The 18,804-nt window shown below is 66.9% G+C and carries 16 protein-coding genes; 9 read left to right on the top strand and 7 right to left on the bottom strand.

Features of this window, described 5'->3' with window-relative positions:
- The first annotated feature begins 25 nt into the window (after positions 1-25).
- On the top strand, positions 26-493 hold the full coding sequence (locus tag ACXU4B_RS04750) for a pilin (RefSeq protein WP_131408237.1): 468 nt from the start codon (positions 26-28) through the stop codon (positions 491-493).
- Between the two features lie 94 nt (positions 494-587).
- On the opposite strand, the gene ACXU4B_RS04745 is transcribed toward ACXU4B_RS04750, so the two are convergent.
- A complete protein-coding gene (locus tag ACXU4B_RS04745) occupies positions 588-1,745 on the bottom strand; it encodes a hypothetical protein (protein WP_131408235.1) in 1,158 nt (385 codons plus the stop codon).
- A gap of 405 nt (positions 1,746-2,150) precedes the next feature.
- On the opposite strand from ACXU4B_RS04745, the gene ACXU4B_RS04740 reads away from it, so the two are divergent.
- The 3 genes from ACXU4B_RS04740 (at position 2,151) to ACXU4B_RS04730 (ending at position 5,358) form a co-directional block, all read left to right on the top strand.
- Positions 2,151-2,636, top strand: coding sequence for a DUF3302 domain-containing protein (locus ACXU4B_RS04740; protein WP_205746521.1), 486 nt, complete (start codon positions 2,151-2,153; stop codon positions 2,634-2,636).
- Positions 2,637-2,726: 90 nt separating this feature from the next.
- A complete protein-coding gene (locus ACXU4B_RS04735; RefSeq protein WP_131408231.1) occupies positions 2,727-3,869 on the top strand; it encodes an HlyD family secretion protein in 1,143 nt (380 codons plus the stop codon).
- A gap of 7 nt (positions 3,870-3,876) precedes the next feature.
- Positions 3,877-5,358, top strand: coding sequence for a TolC family protein (locus tag ACXU4B_RS04730; protein WP_131408229.1), 1,482 nt, complete (start codon positions 3,877-3,879; stop codon positions 5,356-5,358).
- A 39-nt stretch (positions 5,359-5,397) separates the two neighbouring features.
- On the opposite strand, the gene ACXU4B_RS04725 is transcribed toward ACXU4B_RS04730, so the two are convergent.
- The 3 genes from ACXU4B_RS04725 to ppk2 all read right to left on the bottom strand — a co-directional run bounded on the left by ACXU4B_RS04725 (position 5,398) and on the right by ppk2 (position 8,309).
- Positions 5,398-5,652 carry an RNA recognition motif domain-containing protein gene (locus ACXU4B_RS04725; protein WP_131408227.1) on the bottom strand — a complete coding sequence of 85 codons (255 nt, stop codon included), beginning with the start codon at positions 5,650-5,652 and terminating at the stop codon, positions 5,398-5,400.
- 37 nt (positions 5,653-5,689) lie between these two features.
- Entirely contained in the window at positions 5,690-7,408 is a 1,719-nt protein-coding gene (locus ACXU4B_RS04720; protein WP_131408225.1) for a SulP family inorganic anion transporter, read from the bottom strand.
- 79 nt (positions 7,409-7,487) lie between these two features.
- The gene (ppk2, locus tag ACXU4B_RS04715) at positions 7,488-8,309 is read right to left on the bottom strand and encodes a polyphosphate kinase 2 (RefSeq protein ID WP_131408223.1); all 822 of its coding nucleotides are present in this window, start codon (positions 8,307-8,309) and stop codon (positions 7,488-7,490) included.
- A 289-nt stretch (positions 8,310-8,598) separates the two neighbouring features.
- Here ppk2 and fabV point away from each other — a divergent pair, with 289 nt between their 5' ends.
- Together fabV and ACXU4B_RS04705 are read left to right on the top strand one after the other, a co-directional pair.
- Complete coding sequence (gene fabV / locus ACXU4B_RS04710) at positions 8,599-9,804, top strand: enoyl-ACP reductase FabV (protein ID WP_131408221.1); 1,206 nt, start codon at positions 8,599-8,601, stop codon at positions 9,802-9,804.
- Between the two features lie 91 nt (positions 9,805-9,895).
- Positions 9,896-11,314 carry a cryptochrome/photolyase family protein gene (locus tag ACXU4B_RS04705; RefSeq protein WP_131408219.1) on the top strand — a complete coding sequence of 473 codons (1,419 nt, stop codon included), beginning with the start codon at positions 9,896-9,898 and terminating at the stop codon, positions 11,312-11,314.
- Here the strand turns inward: ACXU4B_RS04705 and ACXU4B_RS04700 are convergent.
- Positions 11,311-12,495, bottom strand: a complete 1,185-nt coding sequence (locus ACXU4B_RS04700; RefSeq protein WP_131408217.1) for a cation:proton antiporter — start codon at positions 12,493-12,495, stop codon at positions 11,311-11,313. The genes ACXU4B_RS04705 and ACXU4B_RS04700 overlap by 4 nt on opposite strands.
- 64 nt (positions 12,496-12,559) lie before the next feature.
- A complete protein-coding gene (locus ACXU4B_RS04695; protein ID WP_131408215.1) occupies positions 12,560-14,035 on the bottom strand; it encodes an MFS transporter in 1,476 nt (491 codons plus the stop codon).
- 180 nt (positions 14,036-14,215) lie between these two features.
- On the opposite strand from ACXU4B_RS04695, the gene rnk reads away from it, so the two are divergent.
- Positions 14,216-14,626 carry a nucleoside diphosphate kinase regulator gene (rnk, locus tag ACXU4B_RS04690; RefSeq protein WP_131408213.1) on the top strand — a complete coding sequence of 137 codons (411 nt, stop codon included), beginning with the start codon at positions 14,216-14,218 and terminating at the stop codon, positions 14,624-14,626.
- Between the two features lie 77 nt (positions 14,627-14,703).
- On the opposite strand, the gene ACXU4B_RS04685 is transcribed toward rnk, so the two are convergent.
- Positions 14,704-15,324: a phosphatase PAP2 family protein gene (locus ACXU4B_RS04685; RefSeq protein ID WP_131408211.1), complete on the bottom strand. Its 621-nt coding sequence runs from the start codon at positions 15,322-15,324 to the stop codon at positions 14,704-14,706.
- A 133-nt stretch (positions 15,325-15,457) separates the two neighbouring features.
- Here ACXU4B_RS04685 and ligA point away from each other — a divergent pair, with 133 nt between their 5' ends.
- Complete coding sequence (ligA, locus tag ACXU4B_RS04680; protein WP_131408209.1) at positions 15,458-17,848, top strand: NAD-dependent DNA ligase LigA; 2,391 nt, start codon at positions 15,458-15,460, stop codon at positions 17,846-17,848.
- Positions 17,845-18,801: an EF-P lysine aminoacylase EpmA gene (gene epmA, locus ACXU4B_RS04675; protein ID WP_131408207.1), complete on the top strand. Its 957-nt coding sequence runs from the start codon at positions 17,845-17,847 to the stop codon at positions 18,799-18,801. Before ligA ends, epmA begins: the two co-directional genes overlap by 4 nt.
- Positions 18,802-18,804 lie beyond the last annotated feature (3 nt).

Raw genomic sequence — 18,804 nt, 5'->3', positions numbered from 1 at the left:
ACCAATTTTCATTGCTAGGGGGCATATGAAAATTCACCCGACCGCTCGTCGACAGGCGGGCTTTACCTTGATCGAGCTGATGATCGTGGTGGCCATCATCGCGATTCTGGCGGCGCTTGCGATTCCGGCGTACCAGGACTACCTGATCCGTACCCAGGTGATGGAAGGTTTTTCGCTGGCGGAAGGACCGAAGGTTGCGGTCACCGAGTACTACGACAACGCAGGTCAATTCCCGACCACCCAGGCGCAGGCCGGGCTGCAGAATGCCAACACTTACGTCGGCAAGTACGTCAGTCGCGTGGATGCCGTCTCGCGGCCCGGCAATATCTTGGTGCACTTCGACAGTTCGGGCGGGCAGGAGGCCAATGCAGCGATTGGCGGCCTGCAGCTGGGGTTCTCTGCGGTCACCACCAATGGTTCGATCCATTGGGTCTGCACCAACCGCAACATCAACGGGATTCCGCTGAAATACCTGCCCACGAGCTGTCGCTGACGATACGCGCATGCGGTCGGCATGCATCACATGGGGCGAGCGCAGGCCGGCCCCATGAGGTGGTCGAAGCTTCGGGAGCCGGGGCGCGCGTCTTTCAGCCTCCGGCGTTACCGGTGTCGGCGATGCGCGCGAGTTCGTCACCCGAAGGCTGATGCCACGCACGCGCAGCGGCCATCAAGACCGTGAGCGAAACCATCGCCTCCGCCGCGAAATAGCGATACGTGTCTGACGGGAAGAGCAGCAAGTGCAAGGCCACGAAGCCCAGGCAGATGACGATCAGCGCACCTGCCTGATCCACCGTGCCGTGTGCCTTGCGCAGCAGCAGCCAGGCCAGGGCGAGCCCGAAGATCACGAACTGCGGTTGCCCGGCGAAGCCATACGCCGTTGAGAAATACGGCCGGACGTAGTCGACCAGGGTGTGCGAGGGCACCAGCGTGGCGGGGTAGGGCGTCTTGTGGATCAACGACATGTTGAACAGGGTCAGCCATCCATAGCTGCCGTTCGACACGGTGGCGTACAGGTACAGCGCGAGGGCCGCCAGCGCTGAGGCTACCGACACGGCCTTCCTGCCGTTGACGAAGGTATACGCCAGCACCAGCAGGGACAGGATCAGCATGTCGGTCCTGACCAGCGGCAGCAATGCGGCGACGACAAAGACGATGGCGCTGTTCCTGAGCAGGGCATGGATCGCCCATAGCGAGAAAAAGCAGGCCATGGCGTCAGGAGTGGACAGGCGCGCCACATCGAACAGGCCGCCAGCGACGGCGACAAACGGGAGCGCCCAGATGGGCGCGCCCAGGCGGCCGGCAAGCAGCGCCAGCAGCAGGACCGACAGCGCGGCAAAGCTGGCACTCACGATATGCGTGGCCCTGGGGTAGTCAAAGCCCAAGGCATGGACGAGCCTGAGCGACTGCATGTACAGCACGCGGATGCTGTAGAACGGCAGTTGCTGCTGCAGGGAGACCGGGTCGCGGAACACCGTGGCCCGGTAGTCACCCTGGATCAGCTGCGCGAAGGTGGCGGCGTCCACCGCATCCCGCAGACTGCCGTAGGTAGCCTCGTTGAGGTCGGCGCCACGGTGGCCTTCCGCGCTCAGCGCAACGGCGACATAGCCGATCTCGTCCCAGTTGTTGTCGGGCTTCTTCAGGCCGACCACCACCACCGCGCATGCGGTCAACAGCACCATCAGCAGGCCGGCGAGGCGCGACCCGGAGCGTTGCCTGTGTGGACCCGCAGTTCCTTCGGTTTGCATGTGCAGCCCCCTGTGGAGATCGCCCGGCGAGGCGCCTGGGTCATCCCCGTCGGCGCCCGCGCCATTCATATCCGAAAAGCTGATGATTTTCCGCAACTTCTTCCGTCGCCATGGTTGCCCGGCAGCATGATATTCACGCGTGCTAGACAGCGGGCTTGCTTAAGCTAGATCTGCATGGGTGACGCTCGTGGCTGGTGCGGATGCGCGGCCGCGGTGGTTCGCCAGCGGCGCGAATGCGCGGAAGCAACGCGTTGAAAGGGGCTGTTGCGTAACGGATTCCCTTCCTGGCGCGCACGCTACGTCGTCGCCGGCGGCATGGACTGCCGCCGGTTGCCACGGGCAGGGACGAACCTTATGGCTGGCAGATGGGCTCCGGCTGAATGACTCGGCCGACTGGGGAATATCGTGCGCGCTCTCGTATTCCGCATGCTGGTGATCCTTCTGGCCATCCATTCGAGCCAGGCGCTGGCCAATTCAGGGATGGAGGACGCGATTGCCGATGTGCTGGTATGGGCCATCGTGGTGATCGTGCCCATCGTCCTGGTCGCCGCGTTCTGGATGCTTCACATCTGGCCCGAGCGCGTGGCCGAAAAGCGCGACCATCCGCAGAAGGACGCCATCCAGGCGCTCTGCCTGCTGTCGCTGTTCTTCGGTGGCCTGCTGTGGCCGGCGGCGATGCTGTGGGCGTACATGCGGCCGGTGAAAGTGGTGACCGTCCTCCACCGCGGGGACGAGGAGCCGCACAACGAGCCCGGTACGACCGACCGGCTGGTGCTGGGTGATGTGACGCCGGCGGCACGCGAGGTGGTGTCGCTGCGTGAGCAGGTGGTTGCCTTGCAGAGACGTCTGGATGATCTGGACGCAGGACGCGCGCCGCCTTCGACGAGCTAGCGCATTCGTTGAAGGCAGCCGGCTCGACGAGTCCCGCCAGGTCACACCGTCTGGCAGGGTGTTTCCGCAAGCACGGAAGGTAGGCGCCACGTGGAAATCCTGATCCTTGGTATCTACAGCTTCTTCGTCTGGCTGGTCTTCATCAAGTTCAAATGGCTGCCGTGGAACATCTATTCACAGGTGGCGGTGGTCGTGATTGCCCTGAGCGGCATCACGGCGCTGATCCTTGTGCTCAATGTGGTCGCGCCCTCGTCCAACGATGTGCGCGTGCTGAATTACGCGGTGGAAGTGGTGCCGCGCGTGACCGGCCGCGTGACCGAGGTGCCGATCGAGGGCAATCGCCTGATCCGCAAGGGCACGCCGATCCTCAAGGTCGACCCGGAACCGTTCCAGATCAAGGTGAACCAGCTCCAGGCCAACCTGGTGAGCGCGGTGGCGACGGCCTCGCAACTGAAGCAGGACCTCAGTGCGGCGCACAACAACACCGAAGGCGCGATGGCCCAGCTCAACCTGGCGCGCACGCGCCTGAAGCAGTCGCAGCAGCTGGCCTCCAGCGGTGCGGGTGCGCACTACGACGTGGATTTCTACGAGTCCGAAGTGAAGCGCCTGCAGCCCGCCTACGACGCCGCCCAGGCCGCCGAGGCCAAGGTCGAGACTGAATTGAATGCGCTAGTGAACGGCGAACAATCGTCCGTCGCCTCGATGCGCGCCCAGTTGCAGCAGGCGAAATGGGACCTGTCGCAGACGGTCATCTACGCGCCGGCCGACGGCTACGCGATCAACCTGCAGGTGCGCGAGGGTTCCTTTGCCGCCGCATTCCCGCTGCGCCCGGTGATGACCTTCGTCGAGGTCCAGCAGCAGGTCGTGGCGTTCTACAACCAGAATGAATTGTCCCAGGTGGAGCCGGGCAACGAAGTGGAGCTCGCGCTGCCAACGGTGCCGGGGAAAATCATCAAGGGCGAGGTCGATTCCGTCGTGTGGGCGACCGGCCAGGGTCAATACCAGGCGGCGGGCGTGCTGCCCAATACGCCGGTGGAGGAGCCCCACGCGCCCGCAGCGCAGAAATATGCGGTGAAGATCAAGATCACCGACACGCACGGCTATTTCCTTGCCATGGGCGCGCGCGGCAACGGCGCCATCTATACCAACCATGGCGCGCCCATCCACCTGGTGAGGAAGGTACTCATCCGCGTGCAGTCGCTGACCAACTATCTGATCCTGAAACTGCATTGAGACCGGCATGACCATGAACGCGGTACGAGGGAGAGTGTTCTGCGCTGGCGTGGTCGCCGCGGTCGCCGTGCTCGGCGGTTGCGCCAGTCTCACCGCGCCCTCGCACCAGGATGCGTTCGACAAGGCCATGGCCGGCACCGACGTGCCGCCCGCGTGGAGCAGCGCCGCCGAGGCGCAGGCATTCCAGCCCGCATGGATCGGCTTTGCCGAGGATGCCCAGCTCAGGCAGCTGATCGATGAGGCCCTTTCACGCAACCCGGACATGCGCGCGGCGGGATACCGGCTCGAACAGGCGCGCCTGCAGATGAAGCTGGCCGGGGCCGACCTGTTGCCCACGGTGACGTTTGGCGCGAAGTATTCCGACTCGCTGCAACCGGCCAACGGACTGGACATCAACGGCTTCGGCGTGGTGCTGAACTGGGAACTGGACCTGTGGGGACGCGCGCGCGCCGAGAAGAAAGCGGGCGAAGCGGCCTATCGCTCGGCCGAGGCCGATTACGTGTATGCGCGCCAGTCGCTGGCCGCGGCGACGACGCGTGCCTGGCTGCTCAGCATCGCCGCCACGCGCCAGACCGCGCTCGCGCAGGACATGCAGCAGGCCTCCCACCGGCAGGCTGGGCTGGTGGCCGATCGCGAGCACGTCGGCAAGGCCTCGCGCCAGGACCTGGCCGTGGCCCAGGCCCAGGCACAATCGTTCGAGGACTCGGCGTATATGGCCGAGCAGGGGCGTCTGCAGGCCTTGCGCGCGCTTGAGCTGGTCGTCGGTCGCTATCCGTCGGCCACGGTGGCGGTGCCCGCCGCGCTGCCCGAAGGACTGCAGCCAGTTCCCGCCGGCGTGCCGGCGGATCTCATCGCGCGGCGGCCGGACCTGCTCGCGGCGCGCCAGCGTTACGAGGCGGCTTTCTTCAATCGCGAGGAGGCCAAGGCCGCGCGGCTTCCGCGCCTGGCGCTCAACGCGGGCGCAGGCCATCTCACCTCGGATTATGTGCAGTTCAAGAATGGCCTCGATTCCACCGTGTTTCCGGTGGGTGCAAAATTGCTGTGGCCGCTGTTCGACGCCGGTCGGCTGAAGACCAATGTGTTGATCCGCGACCAGCAGCAACAGGAGGCTGCCGCCGACTACGCCAAGACCATCCTGGTCGCGTACGGCGAAGTGGAGAACGCGCTGACCGCCGATGCGATGCTGCAACGGCGCGAACAGGTGCTGACGGGCCAGGTGGCGAGCCTGCGCACTGCGCTAAGCGCAGCGAACGACCAGTATCGCGTGGGCAAGGCCGACCAGTACGGCGTGCTGCAGCAGCAGCTTTCCCTCGATGCCGCGCAGATCGACCTGCTGCGCGTGGCCGCGGAGCGACGCACGCAGCGCGTGAATCTGCACCTCGCGCTGGGCGGCGATTTTGCCGCGCCGGCGCCTGAGGCGGCACCGGCCACCAGCGGTACCGGTGCCGCCGGCGGGCAGGCGGGCGAGTCCGTGACCCAGCTGCACTGAGCGTGTGCGCGGCCCGGGCTTTCCCGGCCAAGCCGAGGTTCAGGGCACCTGGTCGCCGAGGATCATCACGTTGAGTTCCCGCTGCTTCCAGAACATGTGGTGGATGCGCGGCTTCAGTTTTTCCAGCGCCGCGGCACCTGCGTCATCGTAGGTAAGCAGCACCGCCGGTCGCGAACCGTCGCCCGGCACGTGTTCGATCGCATCGAAGGGCGGAAAGCCGTATTTGTCGAGGAATTCGCGTACTTCGTCATCCGTCGTTCCCGGCTCGATGTTGCCCAACAATAGACGGGTCATAGTGGATCCTCCTGGCGCCGGTCGCCCGCGTCATTCGTCAGCTGCCGTGGTAACGCGCAACGGCCTGTTCGAGATTGAACAGCATGCGCTCCTCGCCCAGGGCCTGGCCCAGCGGTGACCGCCTCACCATGGCGAGCACGCCTGGCGTCAGGTCGACCAGCCACATCGAAATCCCCATGTTGCGTTGGCGCTGTTCGGCCTCGCCGAGCATCTTGAGCGCGGTGTATTCCAGGTCGAACACACCGCCGAGGTCCAGCACCACGACTTTCGCCTGTGCCTCGGAGACGAGGGGAAGAATCTTCTGGGCGACGCGATCGGCGTTGGCAAAGAACAGCCGCCCCTCGACGCGCAGCAACAGCAGGCCGGGGAAGGTCTCGTCCGCGGGATTCTCGGCAGAGAGCGGGCGGAACACATTCGTCCCGGGCTTGCGTCCCAGCACGTGCACCGGTGGGTCGGCCACCTGGTGGGCGAGGGCCAGCAGCGACACCACGATCGCGACCACGATGCCCTGCAGGGTTCCGAGCAGCATCACGCCGAACATCGCGACCAGCGCCCAGATGAACTCCGTGCGTCGCACCGCGAGGATCTTGCGAAACTCCTTGGGCTTGATCAGACCCACGGAATAGACGATCACCACGGCGGCCAAGGTCGCATGGGGCATGGAGCCGATGAAGGGGGCGAGAAACAGGATCGTGCCCAGTGCGAGGAGACCCGTGATCATTCCGGCCAGTTGCGAGCGCGCGCCGGCATGCGTGTTCACGGCCGTCTGCGAGGTGCCGCCGCCCGCCGGCATGGCGCCCATGAAGGCGCCGCCGATGTTGGCCAGGCCCGTGGCGAACAACTCGCGGTTGGCTTGCGCCGGCGGATCATCGCTGCGTGCGAACGCGCGACCCGCGGCGATGGTTTCGGTGAAGCTCATCAGCGCGATACCCGCGGCGGCCGGCGCGAGCTGCGCCAGCAGGTGCCAGTCCGGCAGGGTCACCGAGGGCAGGCCCGTGGGCACGACGCCGACAATGGAGACGCCGAAGCGATCGATGCCGAACAGGCGCACCGCGCCGATGCCGACGGCCACGGCGACCAGCGGGGCGGGAGCGCGTGGAATGAACCGTTCCATGGTCAGCAAGATCACCAGCATGGCGGCCCCGACCGCGACCGTCGGCAACGATGCATGGGGAATGCTCTGGATGGTGGCGAGCAGGTTGTGCGGGAACGAACCCTTCTCGATGTGCGTACCGATCAGCTTGGGGATCTGGTCCAGCACGATCACCGCGCCGATGCCCGCCTTGAATCCGATCAGCACCGGCTCGGAGATGAAATTGGCGACGAAGCCCAGCCGGAACAGGCCCGCGACGACCAGGATCGCGCCCACCAGCAAGGCCAGTGTCGCAAGTGTCGCCACCAGGCTGGCCGGATCGGCCGCCGGGCTGAGCTCGCCCAGCGCTGCGCCGGTCAGGATTGCCAGCGTGGTGGTCGTGCTCGTGCTGAGCGTGCGCGAGGTGCCGAACAGGGCGTACAGCAGCATCGGCACAAACGACGTGTACAGGCCCACCTGCACGGTGAGTCCGGCCACGGTGGCATAGGCCAGCGCCTTGGGGATGACCACGGCCGCGGCGGTCATGCCTGCAATGATATCGGGTCTCAGCCAGGCCTTCTGGTAGGCCGCCAGCCACTCGGGCACGAGCGGCAGCACCCGCCCTCGCGCATGGCGCGGACTGCCGCGAACGCCGGCCTGACGATCAGCATCGAACCCACTCATGCGCTGCTCCTTCCCGGGGTCACCATCATGTGCTTGGCGCGAAAGAACGTGCAGCCCGCATTGCCCGGGCGGGACGTCATCAGAACTTCTCGGCGATGTACCGCAATGGCTTCTCCGGTTCGCGATAGTCGCCGCGCTTCTGGCGTTTGGGCAGGGTCACTTTCTCCTGCGGCGTGCTCTTGTAGGGAATGCGGCTGAGCAGGTCGGTGATGATGTTGAGGCGGGCACGGCGCTTGTCGTCGGATCGGGCCACCCGCCACGGTGCGTACTCGGTGTCGGTGGCCGCGAACATGTCGTCACGTGCGCGCGAGTAGTCGTACCAGCGGCTGTACGACTTGAGGTCCATCGGAGACAGCTTCCAGAGTTTGCGCCCGTCGTGGATGCGCGACTCCAGGCGCCGCGTCTGCTCTTCCGGGCTGACTTCCAGCCAGTACTTGAGCAGGATGATGCCCGACCCGACGATGGCCCGTTCGACCAGCGGCACGGCCTTGAGGAAGCTCGCGACCTGCTCTTCGGTGCAGAACCCCATCACGCGCTCGACGCCGGCGCGGTTGTACCAGCTGCGGTCGAAGATGACGATCTCGCCCGCCGCGGGCAGGTACGGCAGGTAGCGCTGGATGTACATCTGGCTCTTTTCGCGGTCGGTCGGCGCGGGCAGCGCCACCACGCGGAACACGCGCGGGCTTACCCGCTCGGTGATGGCCTTGATCGTGCCACCCTTGCCGGCGCCGTCACGCCCCTCGAACACGATGCAGACCTTGAGGCCCTCGCGCTGCACCCATTGCTGCAGCTGGACCAGCTCGATATGCAGGCGTTCCAGTTCCTGCTGGTAGTCCTTGTTCTTCAGCCTGGGCGTTTCCGCAGGGCTGTCTTCGTTCGCGGCCTTCTTGTCTCTTGGCATGCCTTGCTCCCCGGTCATGGAGGCAGCCCCGGCAGCTGGCCGGCCGGCCCCCCGTGCACGAAAGCCTCGCGCCCAGGTCAACCGCCGCATGCCGACCGCAACGCGTCGCCATGCACGCCCGACCCAGGCTGCAAACCTTGCCGGGGCACCGTAGGTCAAGGCGCGCAAAGCCGGCGTGTAGAACCCGGGGCGCCTGCGGCAGCCGCCGGCGCGAGGGTCCCTACGGCAGCGCATGGCCGGGGCGGCAGGTTAATATCGCGGTTTGCGTCGTCCTCCCAGGAGCTTCCGAGTGATCATCAACCCCAAGGTGCGTGGTTTTATCTGCATTACGGCCCATCCGGTCGGGTGCGAGCACAACGTGCTCGAACAGATCGACATCACCAAGGCGCAGGGCGACCTGGGCGAGGGTCCCAAGCGGGTGCTGGTGATCGGGGCTTCCACGGGTTACGGACTGGCGTCGCGCATCACCGCGGCCTTTGGCTATGGCGCGGCCACGCTGGGCGTGTTCTTCGAAAAGCCCAGCAGCGAGACCAAGACCGGCACGGCCGGCTGGTACAACTCGGCCGCGTTCGACAAGCTCGCCAAGCAGGCGGGGCTGTTCAGCCGCTCGATCAATGGCGATGCGTTCGCCAACGAAACGCGCGAGCGCGCCATCGAGATCATCAAGAACGAAATGGGCGGCAAGATCGACCTGGTGGTCTATTCGCTGGCCTCGCCGGTGCGCAAGCTGCCCGAGTCGGGCGAAGTGGTGCGTTCCGCGCTCAAGACCATTGGCGAAACCTTCACCGCCAATTCGATCGATACCAACCGCGATACGGTGGTGCAGGCGTCGGTGGAACCCGCCACCGAGCAGGAAATCAAGGACACCGTCACCGTAATGGGTGGCGAAGACTGGAAGCTGTGGATCGACGCGCTCAGCAAGGCCGGCGTGCTGGCCGACCACGCCAAGACCGTGGCCTATAGCTACATCGGCACGGAGATCACCTGGCCGATGTACTGGCACGGCACGCTGGGCCAGGCCAAGCAGCACCTGGACAACACGGCCAGGCAGCTGGTTGCCGAGCACAAGGCCGAGCATCTGGAAGCTTACGTGGGCGTGATGAAGTCGGTGGTCACGCAAGCGAGCGCGGCGATCCCGGTACTGCCGCTGTACATCGCCATTTCCTTCCGCGTGATGAAGGAGAAGGGCATCCACGAAGGCACCATCGAACAGATCAACCGCCTGTTCCGCGATCGCATGTACCGCAAGGATCACGCGGCACCGGAAACCGACAGCGACGGTCGCCTGCGCCTGGACGACTGGGAGCTGCGCGACGACGTGCAGCAGCTGTGCAAGGCGCTGTGGCCGACGGTGACGACCGAGAGCCTCAACCAGCTCACCGATTACGCCGGCTACAAGCACGACTTCCTGCGCCTGTTCGGCTTCGGGCGCGAAGACGTGAACTACCACGAAGACGTCAACCCGGATCGTCGCTTCGACGTGATCGAGCTCTGATCGACCCTCGCCGGATACCACGATCGACATCGCGGTATCCGGCGTGTTCCGAGGGGCCCACGGCGGGCCCCGCACTGACTAAGCTGTGGCCATGAGCCACGCCATCGTCTGGTTTCGCCGCGACCTGCGCCTTGCCGACCAGCCGGCACTGCATGCTGCGTGCAGCGCGCACGAGCGGGTATTGCCGCTCTACATCCACGCACCGCACGAGGATGGCGACTGGCCGCCGGGCCGCGCCAGCGACTGGTGGTTGCACCATTCGCTGGCCGCCTTGCAGGCCGACCTGCGCACCTGCCAGGCCACCCTGCATGTCCGGCAGGGCGACAGCCTCGCGATCTTGCAGCAACTGCTCGCGCAGACTGGCGCGACGGCTGTGTACTGGAATCGCCTGTACGAACCGGCCGCGGTTGCGCGTGACGGAATGATCGAACGTGCGCTGCGCGAGCAGGGCGTGGAGGTCCACGGTTGCAATGCGAGCTTGTGGCGCGAGCCGTGGCAGGTCGAGACCAGGCAGCAGGGTGCGTATCGCGTGTTCACGCCGTTCTGGCGCAGCCTGCGCACGCAGATCGACGCCGTCGCGCCGCTGGATCCGCCGACCCGGCTGGCCGGGCTGGGCGCGGACGGCAGCCTGCCACTGGAAGCCCTCGGCCTGTTGCCGGCAGTGCGCTGGGACGGTGGCCTGCACGACAGCTGGCGGCCGGGCGAGCAGGGTGCACGCGAGCAACTGGAGATCTTCGCGGACGATGCACTGGCCGACTATGCGCATGCCCGCGACCTGCCGGCCCGGCATGGCACGTCGCGCCTGTCACCGCACCTGCATTTCGGCGAAGTGTCGCCACGGCAGATCCACCGCCACCTGGCCGAGCGAGCTGCGGCCAGCGATGCGCGCCGCCGGCCAGACCTCGAGCCATACCTGCGCGAACTGGGCTGGCGCGAGTTCGCCCATCATCTGTTGTTCCACTTCCCGGCCACGCCCGACGCAAACTTCCATGCCGGGTTCGACCGATTCCCGTGGGCAGCGGAAAACAGCGCCTGGCTGGAACGCTGGCAGCACGGGCGTACCGGCCTTCCGCTGGTGGACGCCGGCATGCGCGAGCTGAGGCACACGGGCTGGATGCACAACCGCGTGCGCATGGTCGTGGCCAGTTTCCTGTGCAAGAACCTCAGGCAGCACTGGCGGCATGGCGCACGCTGGTTCTGGGACACGCTGGTCGATGCGGACCTGGCCAACAACACGCTGGGATGGCAGTGGGTCGCCGGCAGTGGCGCCGATGCCGCGCCGTATTTCCGCGTGTTCAACCCGGTGTCGCAGGCGCAGGCGTTCGATCCCGACGGGCGTTACCTGCGCCGCTGGTTGCCGGAACTGGCCGAGGTACCAGCAGCCGTGCTGCACGAGCCGTGGAAAGACCCGGCATGCCTTAGGCGCAGCGGCTACCCGGCGCCGATGGTGGATCTGCTGGCGACGCGGCATGCCGCGCTCGAAGCCTACCGGGCAATGCGCGGCCCCTAGCCTCCGCCTGCCGCGCCGCGCCGGCGCAACAGCCAGGCAAGTACCGGCGGCGTGACCATCGCGGTGAGCAACGACATCGCCACGATGATGGCATAGATCTGGTCGGTGAATACGCCCGCGGTCAGGCCGAGGCTGGCAATCACCACGCCCACTTCGCCACGCGGCACCATGCCGAAGCCGACCACGGTCGCTGCCCTCGCGCCGAGCGGCAGCGCGCCGAGGAAGCCGCCGATCAGCTTGGCCGCGATGGCGATCAGGGTGACCACCAGCAACATGACGCCCGCCTCGGCGTTGGCGAGCTGGTGCAGGTCGACCTTGCTGCCGGTGATGACGAAGAAAAACGGCGTCAGCAGGGCCAGCAGCGGTTCGGTCTGTTTCTCCAGCGTGTGCTGCTGGCGTGTCTCCGAGGCGATCATGCCGGCCAGGAACGCGCCGATGATGGCGGCCAGGCCGAACAGGGTGGAAACATAGGCAAGGCCAAGGCAGATCGCCAGCACGATCGCCAGCGCCGATTGCGGGTTGCGCGGCTTGTCCAGCCAGCTGGAATTCCAGCGCATCACGCGGGCGCCGCCCACGCCGATGACGGCAATGAAACCCACCGCGCCGGCCAGCACGGCCAGCAGGTGGCCCACGGCGATGCCTTCGCCGCCCTGCAGTGACACCACCGCGCCCAACAGCAGCATGGCGAGGATGTCGTCAATGACCGCGGCACCCAGGATGACCTTGCTTTCCTCCAGCTGCAGCGCGCCCAGCTCCTGCAGCACGCGTGCGGTGATGCCTGCCGAGGTGGCGACGAAAGCCGCGGCGACAAACAGCGAGCGGCTCCAGCCAAAACCGTTGCCGTGGGCCCACAGGCTGCCCATCGCGAATGGCACGATCACCCCAAGCACGCCGACCAGGAACGCGACCTTTCCGACCTTCTTCAGGTCTTCCAGGCGTGTTTCCAGGCCGACCGCGAACAGCAGCAACACGACGCCGATCTCGGCCAGCACGTCCAGCGGCGTGCCGGTGGCGATCTGGTCGGGTGTGATCCAGCCCAGCACGGAAGGACCGACCACGCAGCCGGCGGCGATCTCGCCCACCACGCCGGGCAGCTTCAGGCGCTGTGCCAGCTCGGCGCCGATCTGCGCGGCGATGAAGACGACGAACAGCGTGAGCAGGATGTCGCTGGCGTGATGCATGCGGGAGAAGGCGGCAGGCGGGCAGTGCCACGCATGCTACATGCTCGTGCCGGGCCGCGCTTCCTCAGCCGGCCGCCGCCGCTGCGCGCGCCGGGTGTTCCTGCTGCAGGCGGCTGAACACCCAGCTCGCGGTGGCGGTGACGATGCCCAGCAGCAGCACCGTCCAGCGGAACGCCGGTATGTAGGCATCGTGCGCATGGCCCTGCAGCAAGGCTTCCATCAACAGCGACGCCAGGGCGATGCCAAAGCTCATCGACAGGTATTGCGCAGTGGACGCCATCGACGAGGCCATCGAGGCGTACTTCACGTCCAGGTCGTTGTAGATGAGCGTGTTCATCGCCGTGTACTGCATGCCCATGAAGGCGCCGTAGACAAACACCATCAGCGCGATCAGCCACATCGGCGAGGCCTTGCCGAGCAGCGCGAACGAAGCGAGCAGCACCGCGACCATCAGCGTGTTGTAAAACAGCAGGCGGCGATAGCCGAACGCGTTGAGCAGGCGGTTGATGAACCACTTGGCGGCGATCGAGCCCAGCGCCTGCGGCACCATCATCAGGCCCGCCATCAGCGGCGACCACCCGCAGCCCACCTGCAGGAACAACACCAGCAGCAGGAACATGCCCGACACGCCCAGCCGCGTGAACAGGTTGCCGGCGAGCGCCACCCACACGCTGCGCACGCGCAACAGGGCGAGGTCGGCCACCGGGTGGTCGGTGCGGCGGCTATGCCATACATAGACACTACCGAACACGATCGCCAGCGCGCCATAGATGCTCATGCGCAGCCACTGCCCACCGCCGCCGCTGGCCACTTCGGCCGCCGTCAGCAACATGGCCGACGCCGCGGCGAACAGTAGGAAGCCGGCGAAGTCGAACGGGTGCACGTCATCGAGGCGATAGTCCGGCATGCTTCGCCGGTTCATCCACATGCCGACCATGCCGACCGGGACGTTGATGAGGAAGATCAGGCGCCAGCTCGTGAACTGGGCCAGCGCGCCGCCAAGCAGCGGGCCCAGCACCGAGCCGAGCAGGCCGACAGTGGCCACCGTGCTCATGGCGCGCACGAAGTCGCGCTTGTCGATGCTGCGCACGAGCACGTAGCGGCCCACCGGCATCAGCGCGGCGCCGCCCAGGCCTTGCAGCACGCGCGCGGCCACCAGCTGCGGCAATGTCTGGGCAATGCCGCAAAGCAGCGAGCCGATGGTGAAGGTGGCGATGGCGGCGGCAAAGATGCGCCGCGTGCCGAAGCGGTCGCACAGCCACGGGCTGGCCGGAATGAAGATCGCCAGGGTCAGCACGTAACTGGTCAGCGCCGTGCGCATGCCCAACGGAGTGACATTGAGCGCTTCGGCCATCGCCGGCACGGCCGTGTTGACGATGGTGGAGTCCAGCGCCTGCATGAAGAACGCCGCCGCCACCAGCCAGATCAGGCCCTGGTAGCGCTCGCGCGACGACGGTGGCGTTGGCCCGGGTCTTGCCGCGTCTTCCCCGTGGGGCGAGACGGGCAGGTTGGCCTCCGTGGCGGCGGGGAAATCGGGCATCGCCTGCCATGATACCTGCTATGGCAGCTTGCTTTTGGGCGGTGCCGCGGCCAAAGTCAGGCGCGTTTCATCCGATCATCCATTGACCACGCGCGCCGGGGCGACATCGTCCCGGCGCGTCGTCTTTTGAGGCATGGGCAGGCGCGCGTCGCAGGCCGCAGAGAAGTGACAGGAGTCGACATGAGCAGCAAGCCACCCATCATCGTTTCCCGCCTGGACCTCGAGCGCATCGAGGCGCTGCTGGAGCGCATGCCGCCGCTGCAGGCCGCGCAATACGACGCGCTGCGCGGCGAACTGGACCGCGCCGACGTAGTCGAGCCTGCCGCGGTGCCGGCGGATCTGGTGACCATGAACTCGGTGGTCACGTTCGCGGTGGAAGGCACCAGCGACGAGCTGACCGTGAGCCTGGTCTACCCGACGGGTGCGGGTTCGCCGGGCGCCGTGTCGATCCTTGCCCCGATCGGCAGCGCCTTGCTGGGCCTCAGCCGCGGGCAGCAGATCGACTGGCCCACGCCGGACGGTCGCCAGCGTCGCCTGCGCGTGCTGGATGTCGAATACCAGCCCGAAGCGGCGGGCGACCTGCACCGCTGAGGTCACGGCCGGGAGGGCGTGACGTTCTCGTGATGGGCCAGCCGGGTCGATCCGCCAGCCCCGACGGCAGCGATACGTCAGTCGAAATGGTGCACGTAGCCGACCTGGAAGCCGCCGGGCAGCAGCGAGATGATCCACGGCGAATCGCGGTGCGTGGCCCACAGGCCGACGCCGACACCAATGGCGGCGCCGACCAGCACGTCACTCTGCCAGTGGCCATGTGTCTTCACGCGCGCCACCGCATCGTAGGCGGGCAGCAGGGCCAGCAGGTATACCGAGGGATGCTCGCTGCCATAGGTCGCCATGATTGGCGTCACGGCGGCGGTGATCGACGCGACCTCGCCGCTGGGGAAGCTCTGGGCGTGCCAGCCCTGGAACCACTGGTTGGGGCTGTCGGTCTGCGATGGGCGTTCGCGCTGGAATGTCCATTTGAGCGCCTGCGTGGTCACGGCGGTGACCACCATGGAATCGACCGAGCGCCACAGGGTGTCACCGAGACGGTCATTGTCGCCCAGCCAGACCGCGCCACCGGCCACGGTGAGGATGGTGCCGTAGAACACGATCTGCTGGTTGTTGCGGCTCCAGATGCCGCTGTCGTCGTACGTGACCTTGTGGTCGATCCCGAACGGACCGCCGCCTGCCCAGGCGGGACCGCAGGCAACGACCAGGGCCAGTGCCACCCACCGTCGATTACGCATGACCCCACCCCCGCGTCGCGCAAACTGGCTCCAGTTGCCGCTGGTCAGGCTACGCCGCGCTGCTTTCGTTCTGCTTAGGAAGGCCCGAAAGCGCCGCCGTAATCGTTAAACTTCGGTCCATGAGGAGATTCGCATGAGCCAGAGCCCGGCCACCGACTGGCAAGCCCGCGCCGCCCAGCTGCGTGAAAAGATCGAGCGTGCCAACTATCGCTACCACGTGCTCGACGATCCCGAGATCACGGACGCCGACTACGACCGCGCCATGCGCGAGCTGGAAGCGCTCGAGGATGCGCATCCCCAGCTGGCGGCGGCCGATTCGCCGACGCGACGGGTGGGTGCCCGGGCGCAGGGCGGCTTCGCCGAGGTTCGCCACGCCAAGCCCATGCTCTCGCTGAACAACGCCTTCGAGCTGGACGGCGATGACGACCGCGAACGATTCCGCGAAGTGGCGGAGTTCGAGCGGCGCATCGAACAGACCCTGGACCGCCGCAGCCCGGTGTTCTCGGTGGAACCCAAGCTCGACGGCCTGGCGATCAGCCTGCGTTACGAAGACGGCGCCTTCGTGCAGGGCGCCACCCGCGGCGATGGCGAGACCGGCGAAGACGTCACCGCCAACCTGCGCACCGTGCGCGCCATCCCGCTGCGGCTGCGTGGAGAGGACTGGCCGCGCGTGCTCGAGGTGCGGGGCGAAGTGATCATGCTGCACAAGGACTTCGAGGCGTTCAACGAGCGCGCCCGTGCCGCCGGCGAGAAGACCCTGGCCAATCCGCGCAATGGCGCGGCCGGTTCGTTGCGCCAGCTCGACCCGGCCATCACCGCCCGGCGCAAGCTCAGCTTTTTTGCCTATGCGATCGGTGACGTGGAGGGCGGCGAGCTGCCGCAATCCCATTCGAAGACGCTGGCCACGCTGCGCGACTGGGGTTTCCCGGTGTCGCCCGAAGTGGCCACGGCCAAGGGCTTCGACGGCCTGATCGCCTACTACCGGCGCATCGGCGCGAAGCGCGATGCGTTGCCGTACGACATCGACGGCGTGGTCTACAAGCTCGACGACTACGAAGGCCAGCGCGCGATGGGCTTTGTCTCGCGCGCGCCGCGCTGGGCCATCGCGCACAAGTTTCCCGCGCAGGAGCAGACCACCACGGTCGAGGCCATCGAAATCCAGATCGGCCGCACCGGCGCGGCGACACCGGTGGCGCGACTGGCGCCGGTGCAGGTGGCCGGCGTCACGGTGACCAATGCCACCCTGCACAACGCCGACCAGGTGGCGCGCCTCGACGTGCGCGTGGGCGATACCGTCATCGTGCGTCGCGCCGGCGACGTGATTCCCGAAGTCGTGCGCGTGATGCCCGAACTGCGGCCGGCGCACACGCAGGCCTGGCATATGCCTTCGCATTGCCCGGTGTGCGGTTCGGCGCTGCTGCGGGAGGAGGGCGAGGCGGCCTGGCGTTGTTCGGGAGGCCTGATTTGCCCGGCGCAGCGCAAGGAAGCCCTGATCCACTTCGCCGCGCGCCGCGCCATGGATATCGAAGGCATCGGCGAGCGCTTCGTCGATGCGCTGGTCGATTTCGGCTACGTGCACACGCCGGCCGATCTCTATCGGCTGACCCTGGACGACTTCCTGGAGATGAAGCGCCGCGCGGACGAACGCGACGGCACCACGCCGGAAACCGTCAGGCAGGGCAAGGTCGCCACCAAGTGGGCGGAAAACCTCATCGAGGCGATCGAAGCCAGCAAGCACACCACCTTGCCGCGCTTCCTGTTCGCGCTGGGCATCATGCATATCGGCGAAAGCACGGCCAAGACGCTGGCGGCGTGGCTGGGCAGCCTGGCCATGATCCGCCGCATGCCGGCAACGATCCTGCGCGTGCTGCCGGATGTCGGTAGCGAAGTGGCGGCATCCATCGCGGGCTTCTTCGCGCAGCAGGGCAACCAGCAGGTGGTGGACAAGCTGCTGGCGGCAGGCATCGTCTTTGCCGACGAAACCCATGCCTCGCCGAAGCTGCGCGATCGTCTCGACCTGGCCGTGCTGCTGGACAAGGCCGATGTCAACAAGCTCGGCCCCAAGAGCACGCGGCTGCTGGCCGATCGCTTTCCCACGCTGGACCAGTTGCTGGCAGCGGGCCAGGCGCACTGGATCGTGGCGGGCCTGCCGTCGGCGGCGGCCACCAACCTGGAGGCGTTCCTCGCCGAGGAAACCAACCTGCGTCCGCTGCGCGAGGCCGCTGCCGCCATGCATGAGCTGCTGGCGTCGATTCCGAAGGCCTCGGCGGAGCAGGCATCGCCGCTGGAAGGCCAGACGGTGGTGCTCACCGGCACGTTGTCCTCGCTCAGTCGCGACGAGGCCAAGGATCGGCTGGAGGCGCTCGGCGCCAAGGTGGCCGGCTCGGTCTCGAAGAAGACCAGCTTCGTGGTGGCCGGCGAGGCCGCCGGCTCCAAGCTGGACAAGGCGCAGGAACTCGGTGTCGCGGTGTGGGACGAAGCGCAGCTGCTGGCCCTGCTTGCCCGGCACGAGGGCGGGTCGTGACGCTGCATCTCTCCGGCAGGCTGCACCTGCGTGCCAGGCTGTACGCGCAGATCCGCGCGTTCTTCGCCGAGCGCGAAGTGCTTGAGGTGGAAACGCCGATCCTGTCCGCCGCCGGCAATACCGACGCGAACATCGAGAGCTTCCACACCACCTTCAGCGGGCATGTCGATGCCGGTTCGCGCGAGCGCTGGATGCGCACCTCGCCCGAATTCCCGCTCAAGCGCCTGCTCGCCGCCGGCGTGGGCGACTGCTACGAACTCGGGCGCGTGTTCCGCAACGGCGAGGCGGGCGGACGCCACAACCCCGAATTCACCATGCTGGAGTGGTACCGCGTGGGCTGGGACCACCATCGCCTGATGGAGGAAACCATCGCGCTGGTCGAAACCGCGCTCGCCATGGTGGGGCGGCGGGCCGAAGTGCTGGTCGAGGGTTACCGCCAGCTGTTCATCGACGAACTGGGCATCGACCCGATGCATGCGTCGATCGACGTGCTGCGCGCGGCGCTGGACGAATGTCGCATCGACCCCGCGGGCCTCACCCGCGACGACTGGCTGGACCTGCTCATCACGCATCGCCTGCAACCGGCCTTTCCGCCCGACCGCATCACCGTGATCCACGACTATCCGGCCTCGCAGTGCGCGCTGGCCAAGGTGCGGCCGGGTGTTCCGCCGATGGCCGAGCGATTTGAGCTTTACCTGGGACGCTACGAGCTGGCCAACGGCTACCACGAGCTCAACGACGCCGCCGAGCAGCGCCGCCGTTTCGGGCGTGACAATGCGCTCAGGCGCTCGCGCGGGCAGCGGGAGATCCCTGCCGATGAGCAGTTGCTGGAGGTGCTCGATGCGATGCCCGACTGCGCGGGCGTGGCGCTGGGCATCGAGCGCTTGCTGATGTGCCTGGTGGGCACGGACGCGATTGCGGATGTGCTGTCGTTTCCGTTCAACGCGGCCTGACTG

This window comes from Dyella soli (assembly GCF_054482295.1).
The sequence above is the reverse complement of the archived record's forward strand: the minus strand, read 5'-3'. Positions and strand labels throughout refer to the sequence as shown.